Annotated in this window: 10 protein-coding genes; 3 read left to right on the top strand and 7 right to left on the bottom strand. The window is 74.0% G+C overall.

Annotation, left to right across the window (positions count from 1 at the left end; genetic code table 11):
• Position 1 precedes the first annotated feature (1 nt).
• On the bottom strand, positions 2–1444 hold the full coding sequence (locus HW837_RS02735) for an alpha/beta hydrolase (protein WP_193382398.1): 1443 nt from the start codon (positions 1442–1444) through the stop codon (positions 2–4).
• 186 nt (positions 1445–1630) lie between these two features.
• Here HW837_RS02735 and HW837_RS02730 point away from each other — a divergent pair, with 186 nt between their 5' ends.
• Entirely contained in the window at positions 1631–2326 is a 696-nt protein-coding gene (locus tag HW837_RS02730; protein WP_093790759.1) for a TetR/AcrR family transcriptional regulator, read from the top strand.
• Between the two features lie 16 nt (positions 2327–2342).
• Here the strand turns inward: HW837_RS02730 and HW837_RS02725 are convergent, their stop codons facing one another.
• Together HW837_RS02725 and HW837_RS02720 are read right to left on the bottom strand one after the other, a co-directional pair.
• Positions 2343–2543 carry a ferredoxin gene (locus HW837_RS02725; protein ID WP_093790758.1) on the bottom strand — a complete coding sequence of 67 codons (201 nt, stop codon included), beginning with the start codon at positions 2541–2543 and terminating at the stop codon, positions 2343–2345.
• A 26-nt stretch (positions 2544–2569) separates the two neighbouring features.
• Positions 2570–3838 (bottom strand): cytochrome P450, encoded by a 1269-nt coding sequence (locus HW837_RS02720; protein WP_237269839.1) that lies wholly within the window; start codon positions 3836–3838, stop codon positions 2570–2572.
• A gap of 157 nt (positions 3839–3995) precedes the next feature.
• Here HW837_RS02720 and HW837_RS02715 point away from each other — a divergent pair, with 157 nt between their 5' ends.
• A complete protein-coding gene (locus HW837_RS02715) occupies positions 3996–4469 on the top strand; it encodes a MarR family winged helix-turn-helix transcriptional regulator (RefSeq protein WP_093790757.1) in 474 nt (157 codons plus the stop codon).
• Between the two features lie 165 nt (positions 4470–4634).
• Here the strand turns inward: HW837_RS02715 and HW837_RS02710 are convergent, their stop codons facing one another.
• Positions 4635–5777, bottom strand: a complete 1143-nt coding sequence (locus HW837_RS02710; protein ID WP_193382399.1) for an SCO2400 family protein — start codon at positions 5775–5777, stop codon at positions 4635–4637.
• Between the two features lie 419 nt (positions 5778–6196).
• Here HW837_RS02710 and HW837_RS02705 point away from each other — a divergent pair, with 419 nt between their 5' ends.
• The gene (locus HW837_RS02705; RefSeq protein WP_045558662.1) at positions 6197–8011 is read left to right on the top strand and encodes a lysyl oxidase family protein; all 1815 of its coding nucleotides are present in this window, start codon (positions 6197–6199) and stop codon (positions 8009–8011) included.
• A gap of 84 nt (positions 8012–8095) precedes the next feature.
• Here HW837_RS02705 and HW837_RS02700 read toward each other — a convergent pair whose 3' ends face one another.
• The 3 genes from HW837_RS02700 to HW837_RS02690 all read right to left on the bottom strand — a co-directional run bounded on the left by HW837_RS02700 (position 8096) and on the right by HW837_RS02690 (position 24354).
• Positions 8096–9583, bottom strand: coding sequence for an MFS transporter (locus HW837_RS02700; protein WP_193382400.1), 1488 nt, complete (start codon positions 9581–9583; stop codon positions 8096–8098).
• Positions 9584–9713: 130 nt separating this feature from the next.
• On the bottom strand, positions 9714–10964 hold the full coding sequence (locus HW837_RS02695; RefSeq protein WP_193382401.1) for a sensor histidine kinase: 1251 nt from the start codon (positions 10962–10964) through the stop codon (positions 9714–9716).
• A gap of 337 nt (positions 10965–11301) precedes the next feature.
• Complete coding sequence (locus HW837_RS02690; RefSeq protein WP_313895515.1) at positions 11302–24354, bottom strand: non-ribosomal peptide synthetase/type I polyketide synthase; 13053 nt, start codon at positions 24352–24354, stop codon at positions 11302–11304.
• Positions 24355–24378 lie beyond the last annotated feature (24 nt).

Raw genomic sequence — 24378 nt, 5'->3', positions numbered from 1 at the left:
GTCACCGATCCCCTGTCGTCCCCGTCACCCTCCCCACGAACTCCCCCAGCGTTCGCGTGGCCGTGTTGTGGGGTGTCGCGGCGAAGAGCGGGTCGAGGTGGTTCATGCCCTCGTCGGACGCGTACGCGGCGTACGGGACGCGGGACTCGGCGACGACGCGGCGGGCGCTCTCCACGACCGTGCCCTTGGAGTAGCTGGTCTGGAAGGCGTAGAGGGGTATGTCGAGGCCGGCGGCGTGGCGCAGGCGCAGTCCGAGGGAGCGGGCGAGGTCGGTGTCGGCGTAGGCGTCGCTCACGTCCAGGTCGACGGAGAGACGGGCCGGCCAGTACCACTCCCACACCCCGGGCACGGGCCCCGCGTACGCCCGCGCGACCCGCCCGATCGGTGTGATCCCGTCGTCGACCCACCCCCGTACGCCACCGTCGTCCCCTGCGGGGGCGAGGTGCCCGGAGTGGACGCTGATGTCGTTGGGCCAGCCGAAGCCGGCGTCGACGAAGCTGCCGAGCAGCGCGGCGTTGGTCACGGGGAACGGCACCCGCAGCGCCTCGGGCACCCGGTCCTGGAGGACGGACCGGCCCTCGGGGTCGTGGTGGGCGTACCACCCGGCGAGCTGGTACCAGATCTGGGTGCTCTCGGCACGGGCGCCCAGTCCGACCCCGCTGAGCGTCATGTCGAGGACCCGCCCGCCGGCGATCGCCGCGAGCCGCTCCCGCACCTCCTCCGGCGAGTCCCGCACGGGCGCCCCGGTGCCTTCGAACGCGCCGCGCACGCCCCCGTCGAGGACCGCGAGCCCCGCGAGGTCCCGGTACCCGGGCCGCCCGTCGAAGTCCCAGGCCGCGTACGCCAGCGCACTGGTCGCGCCCCAGGAGTGCCCGCCGAGCACGACCCGCCGCCGTCCGCCCGCGCGAGCGGCGAGCACGACGCACCGCAGGTCGTCGAGGGCGCGCTCCAGCCCCCAGCGCCCGAGGTACCCGGCGGAGGCGGGCTCCAGGGCCCGGTACCGCCCGTCGAGGTAGTAGCCCACGGGGTCGGGCGCCGTGCCGGTGAACCCGGTCCGGTCGGCGAGGTTCTCCTCCCGCCGGTCCAGCGCCCACACCTGCACACCGGGCACGGAGGTCACCAGGTCCCGGGCCATCAGGCGGAAGTCGCCCGCCGCCCCGAACATCCCGGGCACCAGGACCACCACGGTCTCCGCGTCCCGGGGGCCCACCTTCAGCACATGCACCCGGTCACTGCCGACGGGCCCGCCCCCGGCCCCGACGGCGACCGGCACATACACCTCCGCACCCGCACCGGCAGCCCCCCGTCGCGACCCCCGGCTCCCGGCGGGGCTCTCGGCGAACCTCCCGGCGGCCGAGGCGCTCCCGCCCCCGACCCCCGCCAGCACCAGCCCACCGGCCACCCCACCACGCACCACCGCACGCCGCGTCTGCCGTCTCGTCATATCCGGTCGTCTCCTTGGGAGTTGGGGGGACAACGACTTCGGATCAAGCTTCTCCCGCCGCGAGCGCGGGGAGACCACCGGGGCCTCGGACGCCGGCGTCGTGGGCCACCAGGACCGTCCCGCTCCCGGTCGGGCCGGCGCTAGCATCGGGGTCGCGGAGTCGCGGGTTCTGGGTGGAGGAGCGGGATGGGCGTCGGTGCGGAACGTGGGGCGCCGCCGCCTCGGCGGCGGGATGCGCGGCGGAACCGGGAGTCGCTGGTGGCCGCGGCCCACGAGGTGTTCACCGAGCAGGGGCTGGAAGCGCCGCTGGATGTGATCGCCCGCCGGGCCGGGGTGGGCAACGCCACGCTGTACCGGCACTTCCCGAGCCGCGCCGCCCTCATCGACGCCGTCTTCCACGATCAGCTCGCCGGCACGATGGCGGTGGGGGACCGGGTCCGCGACGCGCCGGACGCCTGGACCGGGCTGACCGAGTACCTCGGCGCGGTCTTCGACACGCTGGCCGCCGACCGGGGCACGAACGACCTCATGACCACGCGGGTGCGGGGGGTGGACGTCCTGGAGGGCGTCCACGAGCACAATCGGCGGACCGTCGAGCTCCTGCTGCGGCGCGGCCGCGAGGAGGGCACGGTGCGGGCCGATGTCACCACCGAGGACGTCCTCTTCGCCCTCGCCGCCCTCGGTCGCGCCGTTCCCGCCCTCACCGCCGTCACCACCCCCGACGCCTGGCGCCGCCCCCTCACCCTCCTCCTCGCGGGCCTCCGCCCCTCCGCCTCCACGCCGGACCCGCAGCCACCCCTGCCGGAGCCCTCCCTCACCGCCGAACAACTCCAGTCCGTACTGGGGGAGTTGGGGCCGCACCGGGCGGCTGCCAGGGAGTAGTGCCTGCTCGGTCCCTTCACTCCACCTCGTCGAGGGTGATCGCCGCCGTCGGGCAGACCGCGGCCGCCTCGCGGACGGCCGGACGGTGCGGTGGGGACGGCGCCGGGTCGAGGAGTACGACGATGCCGTCCTCGTCGCGTTGGTCGAACACCTCGGGGGCGAGGAGGACGCACTGGCCCGCCCCGCAGCATTTCGTCTCGTCCACGTGGACCTTCATCGGGACACCTCCGGGGGAGAACTCCGTCACCAGCGGACCGGGACCTCGCGCAGGCCGCCGACCAGCAGTCCTTCGACCTTGCGCAACTCGGCTGCGGGCACGGCCAGTTCGAGGGTGGGGAGTTTGCGGAGGAGGACTTCGAGGACGACCTGGAGTTCGGTGCGCGCGAGGGCCTGGCCGAGGCAGGAGTGGGGCCCCGCGCCGAACGTCAGGTGCGGGTTGGGGCTGCGGGTCAGGTCCATCTCGTCGGGTGCGGCGAAGACCCGGTCGTCCCGGTTGGCGGAGGACATCCCGCAGAACACGGTCGTGCCGCCCGGCAGCAGCTTCCCGTCCAGCTCCACGTCCTCGCTCAGATAGCGCCGCATCCCGAACGCGCCGAGGTTCGCGTCGAAGCGCAGGACCTCCTCCACCGCCGTACGCACGAGGGAGGGGTCGGCGAGCAACTGCTCCCAGCGGCCGCGGTCGGCCAGCAGCAGCGCGACCATCTTGCCGATCATGTTCGCGGTGGTCTCGTGGCCGGCCACCAGCAACCCCATTCCGGTCGCGAGGAGTTCGGCGTCGGTGAGCCGCTCCTCCTCCGGCAGCGCGGCGCTCTCCACGATCAGCGTGGAGAGCAGGTCCTCGCCCGGCGCGGCACGCCTGGCCTCGACCAGGGCGGACATGTAGCCGGCGAACTCGGTGAACGCCGTCCGGGTCTCCTCCTTCGTGAAGCGGCTGACGTTCAGGAACGCGTCCGACCAGTGCGAGAAGCGGTCCCGGTCCTCGGCCGGCGCGCCGAGCAGGTCGCAGATGACGTAGACCGGGAGCGGGAAGCCGAGGGCCGCCTTCAGGTCGGCGGGCCCACCGGGCTCGCCGCGCGCGATCATCTCGTCGAGCAGGGACTCCGCGATCCGCGCCATGCCGGGGCGCAGGGCCGCCATGCGTTTCGCGGTGAAGTACCGGCCCACCTGACGCCGCCAGCGCAGGTGCTGCTCGCCGTGCTCGGGGATCGCCAGCGTGTACTCGGGGCTCGCGTCCGCCGCGACCCCGCCGGAGCCGTCGGCGGAGAGCCGTGCCGCGTCGTCGCCGGCGCGGGGGCGTGAGAAGCGGGAGTCGGAGAGGAGGGCGCGGACGTCGTCGTAGCGGCTCACGAACTTCGCCCGGTCACCGCTCGGGAGTTCGACCGTGGCCACGGGGCACTGGGTGCGCAGCCGCTCCCACGCGGCGGGCGGGTCCAGCGGTCCGTCGGCGCGCATCGGCAGCCGGACCACCTCGCCGTCGCTCGTGCCGGTGCTGCCTGTTTCGACCTTGCTCATCTCGGCATCTCCTAGTGGGGGGAGGGAGGGAGATGGACATGCACGCTACACAGGTAGTGCATCGTGCATCAATGGTGCATCATGCACTCTCCATGCATGGCGCAATCTCGACGTAGGGTGAGGAGCCCATGGAGGCCAGACAGGCAGGAGGAGACCGGTGGATGCCCGAGAGGCGGGGGAGCGCATCGAGCGGGAGCTGCTGATCCTGACGCGCAACCGCGAGACGTCGACGCCCCGCGGTGTCCGTGACGGCGGTGCCCTGGACCGCAGCGCCTACGTCCTGCTCACCAGGCTGGAGGCCCAGGGGCCCATGTCCATCCCGGACTTCGTGGAGGCGTTCGGGTTCAACGCGTCCACGTTCACCCGGCAGACCTCGGCGCTCCTGCGGGACGGCCTGGTGGAGCGGACCCTCGACCCCGAGGGGGGAGTGGCCCGCAAGTTCCGGATCACCGACAGGGGTTCGACGCGCCTCGCCGCGCAGCGCGAGGAGTTCGTCACCGGTCTCACCGGCGTCATCGCCGACTGGCCCGCCGAACGTCTTCGGCGCTTCGTCGCGGACCTGGAGCAGTTCAACACCGACATCGAACGTGTCAGCGGACGTTCTTGGCCACGCCCGATGGCCGAGGGCTGACCTGGCCGCCGAGCGCCTGACGGCGGTCGACGGCCGGCCCTCCGACGCGCGCACCCGCATGAGCGCGCACATCACACGCATCACACACGGCCACGCATCACATACGGCCGTGCGTCACACATGGCCGCGCGTCACGTACGGCCGTGCGTCACGTACGGCCCTGCGTCAGTTCACGCACACGATCCCGAGCAGGCAGAGCCCCGAGGGGGACGTCGTCGCCGTGTCGGAGCTCGAACCGTCGGATGCGCCCGTGTCCGAACCGGAGCCCGATCCCGTGTCCCCGCCCGAGCCGCTTCCCGCTTCCGAGCCGGTGTCCGAGCCGTTGTCCGCGCCGGAGCCCGCTCCCGTGCCGGTGCCCGCGTCCGACGAGGCGCCGGGGTCGTCGGTGGCCGGCGGCGTGGTCGTCCCGTCCGACGGGGTGGCGGCGGAGTCGTCGGCGGCCGACCTGCCGGCGCCGGAGGAGCCGGTCCGCGCCTCCTGGACGGACGGCGTGGCAGAGTCCGTACGGGGGGAATTGGGCTGCTCCGCGCGGGAGTTCGACCGGTTCGCGGCGGAGCGGTCGCGTGCGGGGTCGCCGGACGGGGACCACGACGGGGAGTCGTCCGGGGTGCGCCGGGCGTCGTCGGTCTCCGTCGCCGACGTACGGTCGCGCTGCGAGCCCTGTTGCTCGACGGAGCCGAGGCTCTCGGCGTCCGGGGCCGTGGCCGCCTGGGTGCGGTCGGTGGACTGCCGGTCCATACCCATGACGGTCAGCCCGCCGCCGACCAGCGCCACGGCGGTCGCGACGACGGCCCGGCGCTGGTTCTTCTTCCACCGGGCCATCTGACGCCGCCGCGCGGCCCGCCCCCGCGGCGCCGCCGGCACGCCCTCGACGTCCACATCGCGGGCGTCGTCGTCCATGTCGCGGACGTCGTCCATGGCGGCGTGGCGGTCGACACCGTCGTAGTCATCCACGGCATCCATGCCGTTGATGCCGTTGATGCCGTTGATGCCGTCGATGTCGGACGCCTGTGCGAACGAGGTCGTGCCGCCCAGCGTCCCGTCCGTCGTGAATCCACCTGCCGGCGCCCCGCCGGGCCACCCCTCGTCCGTCGCCCCGTACTCCCACGTCGGCGCGGGCAGCACCGGCGCCGCCGGTGTCGTCTGCGGCATGGGGATCATCAGCGGCGCGGTCGCCGTCCCGGCGTGCTCGGACGGGGCGACACGGCTGTCGATCGCGGCCGGGGCTATGTCGGGCGCGTAGGCGCCGCAGCCCGGGCACACGAGGGCGCCGTTGAGATGTCGGCGACATGAGGAGCAGTAGTCCATCGAGGTCTTCCTGTGTTGGCATGCCGTCGACCCGCCGGGCCGCGGCCCGGTACCTCACGTTCGCACGTGGGATCGAGCGGATCGAGCGGTCAGCAACGCTAACGAGCCATTCTCAGGGCTGTGTGCAGGCTGTGTGACGCTCCTGCGCGGATTCCCCGGGGACTTGGAACCGGTTCCGCAGGGATGCGTGGGCATGTGTTTGAGCCGTGCTCGCCACACCGTCCGTTGAATTCCGTCCCAACAGGCAACCCGGGCACGCCTTTTGCCGGTCTCACAGGTTGCTCACAGGGCGAGTGGACCGAACCCGGTCGGCCCGGGGTGCGTGGGGGTGCATCCGTTCGGCAGGCCGCCGGTCGGCCGTCGTCCGTGAGCTGTCCAGTCCGATGCCCCTGACCAGGGCACTCGCAGACGAGGAACCGATGACCAGCCAGATGACCAACTCCTCCAGCCCGACCGACGGGACCGCTCCGGCGGGTGCGACCGGCGCGACCGGTGGCACGGACCGCCGCCGTCGGCTGAAGCGCCCGGGTCTCGCCGCCCTGGCGTCGCTCACCGTGGTCGCCGCCGTGGCCGGGGCCGCCCCCGGCGCCGGTGCCGCGCCCGCCGCGAAGCCCGGGACGCCGCAGCTCAAGCTGATCGCCGCGTCGAACTCCGTGACGCTCACCCGCTCCCAGTGGGACAACGGTGTCAGCCTCCAGCTCGGGACCTACGTCTCGGTCGACAACGCGCCCCTGGAGTTCCAGGTGACGCGGAAGTCGTACAAGGACCCGATCGTCGCCAAGCAGATCCTGCGCGACGGCAAGACCACCAAGACGAAGACGCTGCCCAAGGGGACCGTCGACGACTTCTCCGGGCTGAAGGGCTTCCTGGAGATCTCGGTCAAGAACGCGGCCGGGGAGGAGGTCGTGAAGAGCGAGGGCAACTTCTGCCCCAACAACGCCTCCGGCCGGATCCGCCCGGACGCCGTCTCCACGAACCACTATCCGCAGAGCTGTTCCACCAACCCGTGGACGCTGGGCTCGGTCTGGGGCGTCGAGAAGGGCTGGGCCACCAACACCACCAACTGGGACTACGACCGGACGGTGGACCTGCCCGCCGGCGAGTACACCGCCCAGGTCGCGGTCGCGAAGAAGTACCGCGACCTGTTCGGCATCCCCGACGACCGGCCGACCGTCAAGGTGACCGTGCGGGAGGAGCCCCCCGAGGAGGGCGGTGAAGGCGGCACGGGCGGCGGCGTGGGCATGGCCCCGTCGAAGTCCTCGTCGTCCAGCGCCCACCACGGCGGCGGGCACGGCGGAGCCCACGGCGGTCACGACGCGAAGTCCGCCCCCGCCGGACAGCCGGCCCCGGACAACCACCACTACGGCCCGCGCGGCGCCGACGCCCCGACGCCGCCCGAGCTCTCCTTCGCCCTTCAGGACCGGGGCCTGGCGAACCACCTCGGTGACGGCAAGGGCCACACCGACGGCTCCCGCATCGCGCCCGCGCTGCAGGCCGCCCCCAAGCGTCCCACCGGCAAGGCGGGTGCCCCGGCGAACACCCCCAAGCCGGACCTGCGCTCGCTGCCCGCCTGGGACATCGCCATCACCGACGGCGAGGACGGCGACGCACCCGGCAAGGACTACCTCGCCTTCAGCGCCAACGTCTGGAACGCCGGCCCCGCGCCGCTCGTCGTCGACGGCTTCCGCAAGCCGGGCGCGGACCTGATGGACTCGTACCAGTACTTCTACGACGCCAAGGGCAAGCAGGTCGGTTACGCGCCCGCCGGCACCATGGAGTGGGACCCGCGCGAGGGCCACGAGCACTGGCACTTCACGGACTTCGCCAGCTACCGCCTGCTCAGCGAGGACCAGACCAAGGAGGTGCGCTCCGGCAAGGAGGCGTTCTGCCTGGCCAACACCGACGCCATCGACTACACGGTGAAGAACGCCAACTGGCACCCGGAGAACACCGACCTGTCCACCGCGTGCGGTTCCGAGGACGCCATCAACGTCCGTGAGGTCCTCGACGTCGGCTCCGGCGACACGTACACCCAGTACCGTCCCGGCCAGTCCTTCGACATCACCGGCCTGCCGAACGGCACGTACTACATCCAGGTCGTCGCCAACCCGGAGAACCGTCTCCAGGAGTCCAACCACAAGAACAACATCGCGCTCCGCAAGGTGATCCTCGGCGGCACGGAGGGCGCCCGCACGGTCCAGGTCCCGCCGCACGACCTGATCGACGCCAAGTGACAGCGGTCTGATCCGCCCCCGGCGACGACGAACCCCCAGGCCCAGGGCCTGGGGGTTTCGCCGTGTGTGGCGGGTGCGGGGGCGTCACGCCTTCGCCGCGGCGACCTCCGCCTCCGTCGACCGCGCGGGACCCTGGGCGTCCGGTGCCGGGACGGCCGCGCGGCGCTTCGGGATGAAGGAGGCCAGGAGGAAGGCGAGGAGGGCGGCGCCCGCGCCGATGGCCATGACGACCTTGAAGCCGTTCTCGGAGGGGAGGGCGTAGCCGCCGAAGTCGGTGGTCATCTGGGCGAGGATGACGCCGGCGAGGGCGCTGGCGAACGACGTGCCGAGTGAACGCATCAGCGTGTTCAGGCTGTTGGCGGCGGCCGTCTCGGACTCCGGCACGGCACCCATGATCAGCGCGGGCATCGCGCCGTAGGTGAAGCCGACACCGCCGCCGATGATGCAGGAGACCAGGACGATGTGCCAGACCTCGCTCATCAGGACGATGTTCAGGCCGTAGCCGGCGGCGACGATCAGCGCGCCGATCATCAGCGTCACCTTCGGGCCCTTGGCCTTGGTGATCCCCGCGGACACGGCGGACATCGCCATCATCACCAGACCCTGCGGGGCCAGCACCAGACCGACGGTCATCATGGACTTGCCGAGGCCGTATCCGGTCTGCTCCGGCAGCTGGAGCAGCTGCGGCAGGACCAGCGACATGGCGAACATCGAGAAGCCGAGCGCCACCGAGGCCAGGTTGGTGAAGAGCACCTGGGGGCGGGCCGTGGTCCGCAGATCGACCAGCGGCTGCTTCGCCCGCAGCTCGTAGAGGCCCCACGACACGAGGATCACGACGGCCGCGGCGAACAGGCCCAGCGTCGTCCCGCTCGTCCAGCCCCAGTCGGCGCCCTTGGAGACGGCCAGCAGCAGCGAGACCAGCCCGGCGGACAGCCCGAGCGAGCCGACCAGGTCGAAACGGCCGCCGGTGCGCACCTTCGACTCCGGTACGACGGTCAGGACCAGCAGGAACGACAGGGTGCCCAGGGCGGCGGAGGTCCAGAAGAGCAGGTGCCAGTTCCAGTTGTCCGCGATGAACGCGGCGGCGGGCAGTCCGAGCGCGCCGCCGACGCCCAGCGAGGCGCTCATCAGCGCGGTGGACCCGGCGAGCCGTTCGGCGGGCAGGACGTCCCGCATGATGCTGATGCCGAGCGGGATCACGGCGGCGGCCAGCCCCTGCAGACCTCGGCCGATGATCATCGGGACGAGCGAGTCGGCCAGTCCGCAGACCACCGAGCCGGACACCAGCAGCACGATGCTGAGCAGCAGCATCCGCCGCTTGCCGAACATGTCGCCGAGCCGTCCCACGACCGGCGTGGCCACGGCCGCGGCGAGCAGGGTGGCGGTCACCGCCCAGGCGGTGTCGGACGCCGGCGCGTCCAGCAGTCTCGGCAGCTCCGGAACGATCGGGATGACCAGCGTCTGCATCAGCGCGACGACGATCCCGGCCAGCGCCAGCACCGCCACCACGGCGTTCGGCCGCGACGGGGTACCGGCCCCCGCGTCGGCGGGTCGGGGATGGGCGTGGGACATGGCGGGGCCTTTCGTAGGAGGAGAGCAGGGAGGGGAACGGGGGAAGGGGGCGCCAAGCGGGCATTTTGCTTGACTTAGTCAACCGTAGGTCTATTGCTTGACTTACGCAAGTTAAATCTTGTGGCCCGGCTCAGGGGCCGGGGAGTGGCAGTTCGGCGACCACCTCGAAGCCGCCGCCGGGGCGGGGGCCGACGCGGAGCCGCCCGCCGGCGGAGTGGGCGCGCTCCCGCATGCCGAGGAGGCCGTATCCGCCGGGTCCGGGGGCGGAGGGGTGGGGAGCTGCCGCGCCAGGGCCGCCGCCGCTGCCGCTGCCGTTGGAGACGGTGAGGCGGAGGTGCGTCGAGGTGTAGGCGAGGTGGACGTCCGCGGTGCGGGTGGACGCGTGTTTCGTGACGTTGGTGAGGGCCTCCTGGACGATGCGGTACGCGGTGAGATCCGCGCCGGCGGACAACGGCCGGGGCTCGCCCTCGCCGGTGACGGTCACCGTGAGGCCGGCGTGCGCGAACGAGGCGGCCAGTTCGGGGAGCCGGGTGAGCCCCGGTGTGGTGTCGGGGTCCTTGTCCTCCTCCCCCTCGGCCCGCAACAGCCCGACGGTGGCCTTGAGTTCGCGCAGCGCCGAGGTGGTCGTGCCGGAGAGTTCGGAGACGAGCCGTTCGGCCTCCTCGGGCCGGGTCCGTACGAGCCGGCCCACCGCCGTGGCCTGGAGGTTGGCCAGGATCAGGTGATGGGCGACCACGTCGTGCAGATCCCGGGCGATCCGCATCCGCTCCTCGGCGACCCGCCGCTTGGCCTCCTCGTCCCGGGTCCGTTCGGCGTGCTCGGCCCGCGCCCGCACCGCCTCCAGATACGCGCGCCGCAGCCGGGTCGCCGTGCCCAGCGAGGTCGACAGCAGCAGCCAGGCCGCGGGTCCGAGCAGCTTCAGCACCAGGGGTTCGCCGTCCGGCCCGGCGATCAGACCGGTCAGGACCAGGGCCGCGACACCGGTGAGGGTGAAGGAGTTGGCGGTCCTGCGGCTCGACCGCACCGCCAGCGCGTACAGCGCGACCATCGACGGCGCCAGCAGCGGCACGGTGGGCAGATACCCGAGCGCGCACGCGGCGACGGCGCACACGAGCGTCGCCACCACCGTCGTACGGGGACGAGTGCGCCGCCCGAGCACGGCGAAGCTGGACGCGCCCGCCAGCAGCACGCCCGGCCACCAGGGTGCCTCCAGCCCCTGGCCGGGCAGCGTGATCAGGCTGCCGGAGAGGAAGCAGGCGAAGAGCGTCGGCGCGAGGGCCGCGTCGACGGCACGGCGGAGGGCTTGGGGGATGCCTTGGGGGAGGGCTTGCGGGGCGGGGTTGGTGGTGCTGAGGGTGAGGGTGGTTCTGGAGGGATCCATGGGTGGGGTCCTGTCCGGGGTGACTGGGTGCCTGGGCCGGCGTCGAGGAGAGGGATGGGGGGAGGGAGAAGAGGCGGGCGGCGTACCGGTGGCCCGGCGGTGGAACGGGGGGAGGGTTCCGGCCGCCGGGCCGCCGATCGCGCCGTGCCCCGTCCCCACGGGTCCGGCGCGCTGGGGTCGCTCTCCGCTTCGGGCGACCCCGGTCCAGGGGTTCCTGATTACTTGACTTAGGCAATCATGGAGACTTACTTAAGTCAAGCAATCTTTTGGGGGCGCGGCCTGGGCCGGATGGCCACGGCCGGGCTGTCGGCCGGCCCGCCCGGTCAGCGTCCTGTACTCACCCGGCGTCCCGGCCCGCGTCGGCCGCCCCGCCCGGCCGGCGAACGTTCCCCCGCCGTGAGGGTGGCGGCGGCAGGGCCGTCGGCGCCTCTGCGGGGACGGTGTGGTCGAGGAGGTGGAGGGGCGCCGGTCGGACCCCGGCGGCTTCGGCGGCGTGCCAGTGGGCGAGGGCGCGCGGGAGGTCGACGAGGCCGTGGATCAGGGGGAGTTCGGTACGGGCGTCCGAGGCGTCGTCGGGGGCGGAGTCGGTGAGATGGGCGTGGAGGAGGGACTCCAGGCGGCAGGAGGCGAGGGTGTCGGGGAGGTGGAGTGCGAGGTGGTGCTGGGTGCGGGCGGTGGCGTGGCCGGTGAGGGCGGCGGCCGGGAGATCCGGTGACAGGTGGGTCTCGGTGGAGTCGAGGGCCAGCAGGCCGCCTCCCACGATCAGTACGTCCCGCTCGCGCCTCATCCGCTCCAGGGCCCGCGCGGTGTCGAAACAGTGCGGGAAGGAGTCGTCCACGACGATTGTGCCGGGGCGCAGCCGGTCCACGTCCAGCAGGGCCGTGGAGCCGCCGCTGACCGCCGTGACGATGAGGTCGGACGACTCGTAGACCTCGGTGGGGAGGGTGCCGGAGCCGGTGGACTCGACGACCCGTACGGCCGTCGTGGGGTGGTCGGCCGACAGTTCCGCCGCCAGGCGCTGGAGGCGGGGGGCGCTGCCGGGGACGTCGCAGAGCAGGAGGCGGGCCGGCGGGTGGGTGCTGAGGGAGAGCAGCAGGCGCAGGGACGACGCGCCGATCGAACCGAGGCCGACGACGGTGAGCGTCAGCTCGGCCAGGTCGCGGCCGGTCGCCCGGAGGGTGGCGCGGACGGTCTTCACCACGGCGACCGTGGTGGCCGCGTGGCCGGTGGTGAGGGTGGGGCGGGCGGCCGGCGTGGGTGGAGTGGCGGGCGTGGGTGGAGTGGCGGGCGTGAGTGGAGTGGCAGGAGTGTGTGGAGTGGCTGGGGTGGCGGGGAGTTCCCGGAGGACGTCGTAGCCGTAGCCGGTGAGGGACGGGATCATGCCGGCCAGGGAGACGCAGCGGGCGCCGAGGGACGCGGCGTGGTCCACGGCGCGGGCGGTCAGGGCGGCCAGTGTGCTCGGCGTGGGCGGAGTGGATGGGGTGGACGGGGCTGGGGGGAGGTCGGTGGGGAGGGGGCCGGTCAGTTCGTCCGCGAAGAGGGGGAGGGAGACGAAGCCGGATCTGCCGAGGGGGGTGGTGATGCTCTCCAGGACTCGGGGGCGGCCGTCCGGGAAGAGGAGCGCGCGGAGCTGGGCACGGCTCGGGACCGCGTGGGCGGGGAGCCCGGCGAAGGCGGCCAGGTGGTGGGGGGCCGGGAGGTAGCCGATGAGGGCCGCGTCGAGGACGTGGTCGCGGCGGAGGGGTTCGTCGGAGTCGCCGCCGTCTCCGCTGTCTCTGCCATCTCCGCGTTCTCCGCCTTCTCCGCCGTCCGGGCCCCAGCCGTCGCCGCCGCTGGGCCCCGGCAGTTCTTCTTGCAACTGCCTTGTGAAATAGGCGAGTTGGTCGGCTGTCACGGCCTTGGACGACGCGCGCGCGGTGATGCTCAGGCCCTCGCCGTCCGGGGAGGGGCGTACGGCCAGGAAGACGTCGGTGCCCACCGGCGGCGGGGCGAGTTCGGTGTCGCTGCCGTCGGCCCGGAGCGACAGCGTGGTCTCGGGCGGTGTGCCGAGAGAGCCGAAGTCGAGGAACGTGAAGAAGAACTGCGCGGTACGGGGCAGGCCTTGGGCCGTACGGAGGTCCAGCGGGCCGGCGGCGCGGGCCGCGATCGTCTCGGCGGCGATGCGGCGGAGATCCTCCTCGAAGCCCGGGGCGGGGCGGTCGCCGTCGGACGGTGGCACCGGGCGCAGCGCCACCGCCTCGGCGAACGGGCCGAAGACGCGGTGGGCGTCGTCGACGGTCTCGTCCCTGCCGGTCACGGCCAGACCGAGGACCAGGTCGCGGCGGCCGGTGAGGGTGGCGAGGGCGCGGTAGTACGCGGTGAGGACGGGCGCGTGGAGCGTGGTGCCCGCTGTCCGGGCGAGGTGGCGCAGGGCCTCGACGCGGTCGGCGCCCAGGGTGAGGGTGGTGGTGTGGAAGGCGGCCGTGTCGTCGCCGGGGTGGGCGTGGAGGGCGGGTGGGGTGTACGGGGCGTGGTGGCGGGCGCGGTGGTCGTCGTCCGTCGGTGAGCCCGGGTCCGGGGTCCGGGCGGGGGTGGTCCGGCGCAGGACGTGGTCGCGGAAGGTGGCTGTCAGGGGTTCCAGGCCGTGGGGAAGCCCGCGCTCGAAACGGCCGTACACGGTGAGGAGTTCGCGGGTGAGGAGGGCCGCGCTGTAGCCGTCGCCGATGAGGTGGTGGGCGTGGACGAGGAGGACGTGTTCGTCCGGGGCGAGCGTGAAGAGGCGCAGGCGCACCAGGGGCCAGGCCCAGGGCTCGAAGCGGCGGTTCGCCTCCTCGGCCGTCCGTTCCTCCAGCAGGTCGGGGTGGGCGAGGGTCTCCGTTTGGACGGGAAGCCGTAGCGAGACGGGGAGTTCCTGCTGCACGGCTGGGCGCGCGCCGGACGGGAAGACCGTGCGGAGCATGGGGTGCCGGGCCATGAGGACGTCGACGGCCCGTTGGAACAGGTCCGCGTCCAGGCCGCCGTGGATACGGAAGCGGGCCAGCCAGGCAGGGTTGGGGCCGGCACCGGAGGCGAGTGTGTCGGCGAGGAGGAAGCCCTGTTGGGAGGGGGTGAGGGGGTAGGGAGTGGGGGCGAGGGTGGGGTGGGGAACGGTGTGGGGATCGGTTTGGGCAACCGTGTGGGGAACCGTGTGGTGTGCCTCGGCCGGAGCCTGGATGTCGGTCGCGGCGGTGTCGACGGCTGTGGCCAGGGCCGTCAGGGTGCGGTGGGTGTAGAGGGCGGTCGGGCGTGGCAGGGCGGGGCGTTCGTGGCGCAGGCGCGCGAACAGTTCCAGCACGGTGATGGAGTCGCCGCCGAGGGTGAAGAAGTCGTCCTCGCGGCTGATCTCGGACGCCGGCAGGTCCAGCAGCGCCGACCAGGTGCGCGCCAGCAACTGCTCGGTGGGGGTCGTGGGCGGTGTGCGCCGGGGGTCGGGGAGCGCGGTCGCGCCACGGGGAGCGAGACGGTTGCGGTCGATCTTGCCCGTGCCGGTCAGCGGGAGGGCCGGGAGGGAGTGGACGCGGGCCGGGAGCATGTACGGGGGGAGGGTCCGGGAGAGGAAGCCCCGCACCTCTCTGGGGTCGAGGGCCCCGGGGTCCACGGCGGCGTGCGGGGCGCCGGTGTGGGCGGAGTGGGGGGTGCTGGTGTCGGGGGTGTGAGGGGCGCCGGTGTCGGGGGTGTGCGGGGTGCTGGTTCTGGGCTCCACGTATGCCTCCAGGCGTCCGTCGCGCAGGAGTACGGCCGCGCGGGACACGCCCGGGTGGGTGAGCAGGGCGGCCTCGATCTCGCCGAGCTCGACGCGGTGACCGCGTACCTTGACCTGGTCGTCGAGCCGGCCCAGGAACTCCAGTACCCCGTCGGCCGTACGGCGGACGCGGTCGCCGCTGCGGTACCAGCGGCGGCCGTCCCGTTCGGTGAAGGCGGCGGCGGTGAGGTGGGGTTCGCCCAGGTAGCCGGGGGTCAGGCCGGTCCCGGAGATGAGGAGTTCGCCGGGTTCGCCGGTGGCGCACTCGTGGCCGTCCTCGCCGACGACGCTCAGTTCCGTACCGGTGAGGGGGCGGCCGATGGGGAGGTGGCGGACGTCGTCCGCCGGGCGGGTGTCGATGATGTGGCAGGTGGCGTTGATGGTGGTCTCGGTGGGGCCGTAGAGGTTGGCGATCCGGCCGCCGGTGCCCGTGAGGTCGAACCAGCGGCGGACATGGGCGGCGGGCAGGGCCTCGCCGCCCACGTGGACCCAGCGCAGGGCGGAGAGGTCGGGGGCGGTGCCGCCGTCGCGGCGGGCGTGTTCCTCGGCGGCCGTGAGCAGGCGTTCCCACAGGGTGGGGACGGAGCTCCAGACCGTGATCCGGTCCGCCACGACCCGGTCGAGCAGCGCCTCGGGGTCGCGCAGCAGGTCGCGGGAGAGGGTGTGCACGGTGGCGCCGACCAGCAGGGGCGCCAGCAACTGCCGTACGGAGGCGTCGAAACAGGCCGACGCGGTCTGCGCGAGCCGGTCGCCGGGGCCGTAGCCGAACGTGGTCAGTGACCAGTCGAGGTAGTTCGCCATCGAACGGTGGGTGATGGGGACGGCTTTGGGGCGGCCCGTCGAGCCGGACGTGAAGATGACGTAGGCGATGGCACCGGGATCGGGATCGGGTGCATCGGGATGAGGGGTGGGATCGGGGGTCCGAGGGGTGTCGGGGTCGGGGTCAGGGACCGGGACGAGGGTGATGTCGGCCAGGGCGGTGGCCGTGGCACGGGTCGTCGGGGCGCAGACCAGTACGCGAACTCCCGTACGGGACAGCTGATCCCGGTGTCGGGCGGTGGGGTGGGTGGAGTCCAGCGGCACCCAGCCGGCGCCGGCCCGCAGGATGCCGACGACTCCGGTGACCGTGGCCGTCCCGCCCGGTTCGGTGAGGAGCCCGACCAGGTCGCCGGGGCGTACGCCGTGCGCGCGCAGCCGGGTGGCGAGGGCGGCGGAGGCGGCGTCGAGGGTCGCGTAGGTGAGGGTGGTCCCGTCGTCGGCGGTGACGGCGAGGGAACCGGGGGTGGCGCGGAACTGGGCGCGGAGACGGTCCACGATCCCGCCGCGGCCCGTGTCGGCCGTGGTGGGGGCCGGGGCGGCGGCGGAAGGTGTCGCGGTGGCGGCGGCCGCCCGTAGTTCCGTGACGTACTCGTCGGCGAGGCGTCGTACGGTCTCGGGGCGGAACAGGCGGGCCGGGTGGTTCCACGACAGGCGCAGGGCGGCGTCGGCTTCCCAGCAGAGGAGGCCGAGGCGGGTCGCGGCGGAGGCGGTGGCCGCGGCCGTGGGTGTGACGGTGACGGGCCAGTCCGGGCCGTGGACCACCGGGAAGCGGGCGAAGCTGAAGCCCGCCTCGGCGACCGTGCGCGGTGCGGGGCCCGTGGTGGGGCGCACCTCGGACAGCAGTCGGGCGAAGTCCGTGCTGCCCAGGGTCGCGTGGGCCTCGGCCTCCCGCCATGTCCGGCGCAGCCGGTCGGCGAGCGCGGTGACCGGCTCGGCGGGGTCGACGTCCACGAACACCGGCAGGGTGTCGGCCAGCGGCCCCACCAGACGGTCGATGCCGACGAGCGGCACCTCCCGTCGCGCGCGGGCCACATTGACCGCGACGGCTCGCCGCCCGCTCCACCGGGCCAGACAACGGCCGTACACCGCCAGCATCAGGTGGAACAGCGAGACCCCGTGCCGTGCGGCCGTCTCGCGGAGCGCGGCGGTCAGTTCCTCGTCGAGCTCCGTGCGGTGGTGGGTGAGGGGCGGGGCGGGGGGTGCCTCGGGGTCGCCGTCGTACGGGAGGGAGGGGAGGGAGGGGTGGGACAGCGGGTGGGCGGCCAGGTGGGTGCGCCAGTGGTCGAGGTCCCGCGCGTACGCCGGGGACTGGCGTTCGGCGGTGAGGGCGGCGGCGTAGTCGGTGAACTGGGTTGTGGGTGTGCGGAGTTGGGCGGCTTCTACGTCCGGGCCGTCGGCCAACGCCGTGTAGAGCGACCAGAGTTCCTCGGCCATGAGTTTGAGGCTGTAGCCGTCGGCTGCGGCGTGGTGGACGACGAGGAGCAGGTGGGTGAGGCGGGTTTCCTCGTGGTCGTGGTCGTGGTCGTGGTCGTGGACGACGACGGCTCGTACCGGGTCTTCCGTCCTCAGGTCGAACGGGCGGTTGCAGAGGTCGTGTTCGAGCTGGTGCAGGTCGTGCGGGGGGAGATGGTCCTGGATCTCGTACCAGCGCGGAGCCGTGTGGAGGGGGCCCGCCGGGGCGGCGTACTGGCTCGGGCGGGCGCTTCCGTCGTCCGTGATCCGCATACGCAGCATGGGGTGGCGGGCGGAGAGGTGGGCGAAGGCCCGGCCGAGGAGGGTGGTGTCGAGGGGGCCGCTGATGCTCTGCCGTACGTAGCCGTAGGCGGTGAGGCCCTCGTGGAGGGTTTCGGTGGTGTGGAAGGCGAGTTGGAGGGGGGTGAGGGGCGTCAGGGGGGTGACGGGGGTCTTGGTGGCGGGTGTGGGGGCGGGGTGGGGGGTCGGCTGTGCGGGTGTGGCCAGGTGGGTGGCCAGTTCGGCGATCGTGCGGTGTTCGAAGAGGAGGGTGGCGGGGAGGGGGCGGTCGAGTTCGCGTTCCAGGCGGCGGGCGAGGTCGACGGCGCTGAGGGAGTCCAGGCCGAGGGTGAGGAACGGTTCGTCGTCGCGGATCTCCTGCGGGGGGCGGTGCAGGGCCTCTCCGAGGAGGCGGCGTATGACGGTGGTGATGTGGGGGGATCCGGTTGTTTGCGGCTGCGGGTTGGTCGTGGCTGGTCGCGCAGTTCCCCGCGCCCCTATGGGGCCTGCGGCCGTCGTGGGGCCTGTGGCGGTCGTGGGGTCCGTGGCCGACGTCGGATCTGTGGCCGTCGTCGGGTCTGTGGCCGTCGTCGGGTCTGGGGCCGTTATTGGTTCTGGGGTCGCTGTCGGGGGTGGTGTCGGCTTGGCTGTCAGCAGGATGTGAGGGGTGTCCAGGGCGAGTGCCTTGTGCAGGCCTGTCAGGGCGTCCCGGGCGGTCATGGCCGTGAGCGGGGGTGGGGCGGTTCCGCCGGCCAGGCCCGTGTCGGTGACGGGGCCGAAGGCGATGCTCTGCCAGGGGCGGCCGGCGGCGCGTTCGGCGGTGGCGAAGGCGTCCAGGAAGGCGTTGGCGGCGGCGTAGTCACCGAGGGCGCCGGCCAGGCCGGGCAGTACTGCGGAGACGGACGAGAACGCGACGCGGACCGCGTCCTCCTGGCCGTGCCGTCGCAGCGCCTCGGCGAGCAGCCGTGTTCCGCGCACCTTCGCGCCGAGCACGGCCTCGATCTCGTCGTCCGGCTTGCCCCGCAGGCTGCCGGGGCGGGCCGTGCCCGCCGCGTGGAACACGGCGTCCAGGGGCGGCAGTCCTGCCACGAGTTCGTCGACGGCGTCCGCGTCGGTGACGTCGGTCGCCTGGTAGCGGGCGAGGGCGCCCAGCGCGCGGAGTTCGGTGAGCAGGGCGCGGGGCGGGGTGGGGGTGCGGCCCGTGAGGACGAGGGTGGGCGTGCCGCGTTCCGCGAGGTCACGGGCGAGGGCGGAGCCGAGGCCGCCCGCGCCACCGGTGATCAGGTAGGTGCCGTTCGGGGGGAGAGGGGTGAGGGCGGGAGGAGGGGTGGGGGTGCCGGTGGTCGTGGCAGTCGTACGGGCGAGGCGGCGGCCGGTTCTCCAGGCGACGGTGCCGATCGTGTTCGCGTCGGCGGCTGTGTCTGCCCACAACTCGCTTTGCAGGGCTTCGAGTTGGGCGTCGCTTCCGTCTCCGGCCGACATGTCGACGCTCAGGGAGATGAGGCCGGGATGTTCCTGGGCCAGGGCCAGGGCGAAGCCGTGCAGGAGGGCTTGCTCGGGGCGGGCGTGGGGGGAGGGGGTGCCGGACCCCGTGCCGGACTCCGTGACGTACGCGTCCTCCGTGACGAGCAGCAGGCGGGTGGGCCGGGTCAGGGGTGCGTCGAGCGCGGCCAGCACCTCGCGCAGGGCGGAGACGGCCGTGCGGGTCTCCGACTCCAACGACTCCGGGCCCGTACTGCCGTCGGTGCCGCCGGTGCCGCCGGCGAACCACAGCACGGTCTCCGGGGCGATCGTCCGCGTCGGGTTCTCCACGGTCACCCCGCGCTCCGTGAGCCGCTCGGCGAGGGAGCGGCGCAGCGGGGTGTCGGCGCCGGTGAGGCGTACGGCACGGGGGCCGGGGGCGGCGGTGAGCGGGGCGTCGCGCCAGAGGAGGGGCTGGGGGGTCGGCGGCTCAGCGGGTGCGGGTGCCGGTGCGGGTGTGGCTGCGGATCTCGGTGCCGGTGCCGGTGCCGGTGCCGGTGCTGATGCCAGTCCTGATGTTGGTGCCGGTGCCGGTGCCGGCGTGGTGTCGAGGCGGTGCGGCCAGTGGTGGTCGCGCTGGAAGGGATACGTGGGGACGGGGACCCGGTGCCGTGTCGTGGTGCGGGCCGGGGATGCCGGGGACAGCGGGGTGCCACGGGTCCAGAGCCGTCCGACGGTTTCGAGCAGGGCGCCCGCTCCCTGCGCCGGACCTTCGCCGGCCGGCGACGCGGACAGGACGGTCAACTCGGCGGAGGGTACGGCGTGGTGGGCGGCGGCGACCGCGTGGATCGGGGCGGCGAGGGTGGCGCCGGGGCCCAGTTCGACGAACGTGTCGTAGCCCTCGTCGAGCAGCCGTGCGACGGCCGGGCCGAAGCGGACGGGGCGGACGGCGTGGTCGCGCCAGTAGCCGGAGCCGGGGGTCAGGTCGGGGGCCCAGTGGCCGGTGACCGTGCTCAGCATCGGCACGGTGGCCGGGTGCACGGTCAGGGCTTTCGCCGCGTTGTGGAGGGGGTCGAGTACGGGGTTCAGCAAGGGGGAGTGGAAGGCGTGGGAGACGCGGAGGCGCCGGGCGGCCACGCCACGGGCGGTGAGTGCCGCGACCGCTCGCTCGACGGCCTCGGCCTCACCCGAAAGCACGACCTGCGTGGGTGAGTTGACGGCGGCCACGGTGAGGGTGCCGTCGGAGCCGGCGATCAGGGCGGCGACGGTCTCCTCGTCTCCCCGTACGGCCGCCATCGCGCCCGGTGTGGTGAGTCCGCCCATCAGGCGTCCGCGTTCGGCGGCGAAGCCGACCGCCTCGGCCAGGGGCAGGGCGCCCGCGACGCACGCGGCGGTGAGCTCGCCGACGCTGTGCCCCACGACCGCGTCCGGCTCCACACCCCACGCGGCCAACTGGCCGGCCAACGCCACGCCGAACGCGACCAGCAGTGGCTGCGCCACCTCCGTCCGGGCCAGGGAGTCGGGCTCGACGCCCTCGTCCAGACACCAGGCGGCCAAGCTCCGCCCCAGCACGGGACCCGTGAGGGAGGAGGCCTCCTCCAGAAGGTCCCGGAAGGCGGGCGCCGACCCCCACAACTCCCGGGCGAGCGCGACCCGTTGGGCCCCCTGGCCGGGCATGACGAACACGGTCTGCGCTCGCCCCCGGACGAGCCCGGCCACGGCGCGCCCCGGCCGACCCGGCCAACCCGAACGGCTTGGCCGACCCGCGCTGCCCGCGCCACCCGCGCCACCCGTCTCACCCTCGCCACGCGTGCTGCCCCGGCCACCCGCGCTGCCCGCGCTGCCCGCGCTGCCCGCGCCGCCCGAGCTGCCCTGGCCACCCGCGCTGCCCTCGCGCTCGTCCCCCCACGCCTGCCCAGCCGCCTCCAGTCGCTCCGTGAGGTCCCCCTCCGCCACCACGGCCAGTCGGTGCGGTCCCTCGTCGCGGGCGGTGTTGACGGTGGCGCACACGTCGCCCTCGTCCAGTTCGGGGTGGGCCCGCAGATGCGCGGCCAGCCCGGCGGCGGCCGCACGCAGCGCGTCCTCGGTCCGGGCGGAGAGGGTCAGCAGGTGCGGCCCGTCGGCGACGGCAGCCGCCGTGTCGTCCCGTGGCGCCTCCTCCAGGATCGCGTGGGCGTTGGTCCCGCCGAAGCCGAAGCTGTTGACGCCGGCGGTCAGGGGGCGGCCGTCCGGGCTGGTCCACTCCTCCTGTTCGGTGACGAGACGGAAGCCCGGCGCGGTGTCGGCGAGGAACGGCGCGGGCGGGACGGCGTGCGGCGACGGTGGGAGCGTGCGGTGCGCGAGGGCGAGGGCGACCTTCACCAGCGCGGGCATCCCCGCCGCGTTGAGCAGGTGCCCGACGTTCGTCTTCACCGAGCCGAGCCGCCGCGCGACGCCGTCCGCCCGGGGCGGGAACGCCTGCCCGAGCGACCGCGCCTCGACCGGGTCACCGATCGGCGTACCCGTGCCGTGCGCCTCCACGTACGACACGTCGGCCGGATCGACACCGCACTCCGCGTACGCCCGGTCGATCACCTCGCGCTGCCCACGCGGGGTCGGCGCGAGGAGGCCGAGCGAGCGGCCGTCGTTGTTCACCGCCGTCCCGCGTACGAGGGCGATGACCGGATCGCCGGCGGTGCGGGCGTCGTCGAGGCGGGCGAGGACCAGCGCGCCGCCGCCCTCCCCCGGCACGAAGCCGTCCGCGTCGGCGCCGAACGCACGGCACCGGCCGGTCGGCGACAACGCGCCCGTCGCCGCGAGGAGACGCCGGCCGGTCGGCGTCAGGCCCAGGTTGACACCGCCGACCACGGCGAGGTCGCACTCGCCGGACAGCAGGCTGCGCCGGGCCAGGTGCAGGGCGACGAGGGCGGAGGAGCAGGCCGTGTCGACGGCCAGGGCGGGGCCGTCGAGGTTCAGCACCTGGGAGACACGGGCGGCGATCAGGTTCGGCAGGTTGCCGGTGAGGGCGGCCGGATGACGGGCGAGGTCCCCGTCGGCGGCCTCGGCGAGAACCTCCCGGTACCCGCTGTCGCCGGTCGCCGCGAACACCCCGACCCTGCGGCCGACCCGCCGGGGACCGGCGTACCCGGCGCGTTCCAGCGCCTCGTGCGCCAGCTCCAGGAAGATCCGCGCCTGCGGATCGGTCGTCCGCGCCTCCGCGTCGTCCATCCCGAAGAAGCGGGCGTCGAAGGCCCCGGGATCGGCCAGACGGCCGACGGCGTCCCCGCCGGACACGAGTAGCTCCCAGAAGTCCTCGGGCGTCTCGCCGCCGGGAAACCGGCAGGCGACGGAGAGCACGGCGAGCGCACGGTCGTCGACGCCGTCGCCCCCCGGTCGGGCCCCGGCCCCGCCGGCCGCGCGGGGAGTCCCACGACCGGCCACCCCGTCCTCGCCGTCGCCCTCGCCCAGCCCCCCACCTTCACCCTGGCCCGCACCCTGGCCGTGGCCCTCACCCCGGCCCTCGTCCTCCGCCAACAACCCCCACACATGCCCGGCCAGCGCCACCACCGTGTCGTGGTCCCGCAGCGCGCCCGGCTCCACCGTCACCGCGAACACGTCCTCCAGCCCGGCGAGCACGGCCATCGCCTTGAGCGAGGAACCGCCGAGGTCGAAGAACCGCTCCCGCAGCCCCACCTCGGACACGGGCACGTCCAGCACCCGCGCCCACACCGCCCGCACGGCCTCGCGGACCTCCCGCAGTGAACGGGGAACGCCCCGCCGTCCCCCGCCCTCGGCCTGGCCCCCGCCCTCCGCAGCGCCGACCACAGCCGACGTGCCGACCGCAGCCGACGTGCCGACCACAGCCGACGTGCCGTTCACCCCCGACGTGCCGGCCGCCTCCCCCGTGCCGGTGCTGGACCAACGCCCCTCCACCGCCGCGTACTTCCCGGCCTCGAAGCGCTCCCGCAGCACCCCCCGCCGCAGCTTCCCGCTGGTCGTCCGCGTGAACGCCCCCGGCGGCAACGGCAGCACCCGTACGTCGTCGTGCCCGAGGACCTCCCGCAGCCGGCCGGCGGCGGCGCGGAGCACCGGCGTCGCGGCCGCGCGCCCGGGCCGGGCCCACTGCACGAACGCGACGACCCGCTCGCCCCCGCCGTCCGGATCGGTGGACCCCACGACGGCCACGGCCCCCGGCGGCAGCCCCGGTGTCGCGGCGACCGTCTCCTCCAGGTCGGACGCGTGGAACGTACGGCCGTTGACGAACACGACGTCCTTGTGGCGCCCGGTGACGCACAACCGCCCGCCCCGCAGGAACCCCAGGTCGCCCGTGCGCAGCCAGCCGTCGGCCCCGAACGCCGCCGCGCTCGCCTCGGGCGCCCGGTGGTACCCGCGTCCCAGCTGCGGCCCCCGCACCTCCACATGCCCGACCCGCGACTCGCCCACCGAGGCCCCGGCGTCATCGGTGATACGGATCTCGCATCCCGCCACCGGGCGCCCGAGATCCATCAACTCCACGGCATGCGGACCGGGTTCGGTGTCCACCACCCGGCCCGCCCCGAGCGCGGCCCGGTCCAGCACCAGCGGTGCCGCGGTCTCGCCCAGCGGCGGTACGGTCACCGCGAGGGTCGCCTCCGCCAGGCCGTACACCGGCAGCGGGGCGCGCGGGTCGAGCCCCGCCGGGATCGTGTGCGCCGTGAACTCCCGCCAGACACGCGGCGATATGGGCTCCGCGCCGACGAGCATCAGACGTACGCAGCCGAGGTCGAGCCCGGCGAGCGCGGTGGCCGGGACGCGGCGTACGGCGAGGGCGAGGGCGAAGTTCGCGGCCGAGAGGAGCGTCGCGCGGTGGCGGTCCACGGCCTCGAACCACAGGGCGGGCCGCTTCGCGAAGGACAGCGGCTCGATCCGTATCTGCTTCACCCGCGCGGCCATGGGGACCAGGTGGGTGCCGATGAGGCCCATGTCGTGGAAGTACGGCATCCAGGTCGCGATCACGTCGTCCGAGGTGATCGCCATGGCGGCACGGATCTGGCGGAGGTTGGCGAAGACCCCGGCGTGCGTCAGCTCCACGCCCTTGGGGGCGCCCGTGCTGCCGGAGGAGAACTGGAGGAAGGCGACGTCGTGGGGGGCGCGGCGGGCGGGCCGCCGGGGCGGACGGCCCTGGCGCAGGTCGTCCAGCCGCAACACGCGTAGAGCGCGGGCCGGTTGGTCCACGGCCTGCTCGTCCCCGACCGCCCCGCCGTCCGTCAGGGCGGTCAGGACCGTGGCCCTCGACTCGGTGTCCGTCATCACCGGCGGTCTGCCGAGGAGTTCCCAGACCGGGCCGATCCGGCGGGGCTCCGGGGCGAGGGGGACGGGGACGGCGCCCGCCGCGAGCGCGCCCCAGAACAGGGGCTGGAAGGTGTCGCCCCGGTCGGCGACCAGGGGCAGTGGGGTGCCGGGTGTCACGCCCGCCGCGAGCAGGCCCCCGGCCACGCGCAGTGCGTCGTCGCGGAGTTCGGCGAAGGTGACGGTGCGCTCGCCGCCGTCTCCCCGGACGTGCACGACGGTCTGGCCGGGGGTCTCCCGCGCCGCGTCGAGCAACACGTCCAGCAGCGTCGAGTCCACCCCGCCGTTCACACCTTCATACGATCTCTCCACCGTGCGGACACTACAAGCCGTTTC

The organism is Streptomyces caniscabiei, from assembly GCF_014930365.1.
Lineage (GTDB): Bacteria > Actinomycetota > Actinomycetes > Streptomycetales > Streptomycetaceae > Streptomyces > Streptomyces caniscabiei.
Note: the sequence above shows the minus strand (reverse complement) of the source record. Positions and strands in the feature narration are given on the sequence as shown.

Coding starts and splice junctions, on each gene's coding strand:
- HW837_RS02735 (WP_193382398.1), bottom strand. CDS start 1,444: ATGACGAGACGGCAGACGCGGCGTGCGGTGGTGCGTGGTGGGGTGGCC.
- HW837_RS02730 (WP_093790759.1), top strand. CDS start 1,631: ATGGGCGTCGGTGCGGAACGTGGGGCGCCGCCGCCTCGGCGGCGGGAT.
- HW837_RS02710 (WP_193382399.1), bottom strand. CDS start 5,777: ATGGACTACTGCTCCTCATGTCGCCGACATCTCAACGGCGCCCTCGTG.
- HW837_RS02695 (WP_193382401.1), bottom strand. CDS start 10,964: ATGGATCCCTCCAGAACCACCCTCACCCTCAGCACCACCAACCCCGCC.
- HW837_RS02705 (WP_045558662.1), top strand. CDS start 6,197: ATGACCAGCCAGATGACCAACTCCTCCAGCCCGACCGACGGGACCGCT.
- HW837_RS02700 (WP_193382400.1), bottom strand. CDS start 9,583: ATGTCCCACGCCCATCCCCGACCCGCCGACGCGGGGGCCGGTACCCCG.
- HW837_RS02720 (WP_237269839.1), bottom strand. CDS start 3,838: ATGAGCAAGGTCGAAACAGGCAGCACCGGCACGAGCGACGGCGAGGTG.
- HW837_RS02725 (WP_093790758.1), bottom strand. CDS start 2,543: ATGAAGGTCCACGTGGACGAGACGAAATGCTGCGGGGCGGGCCAGTGC.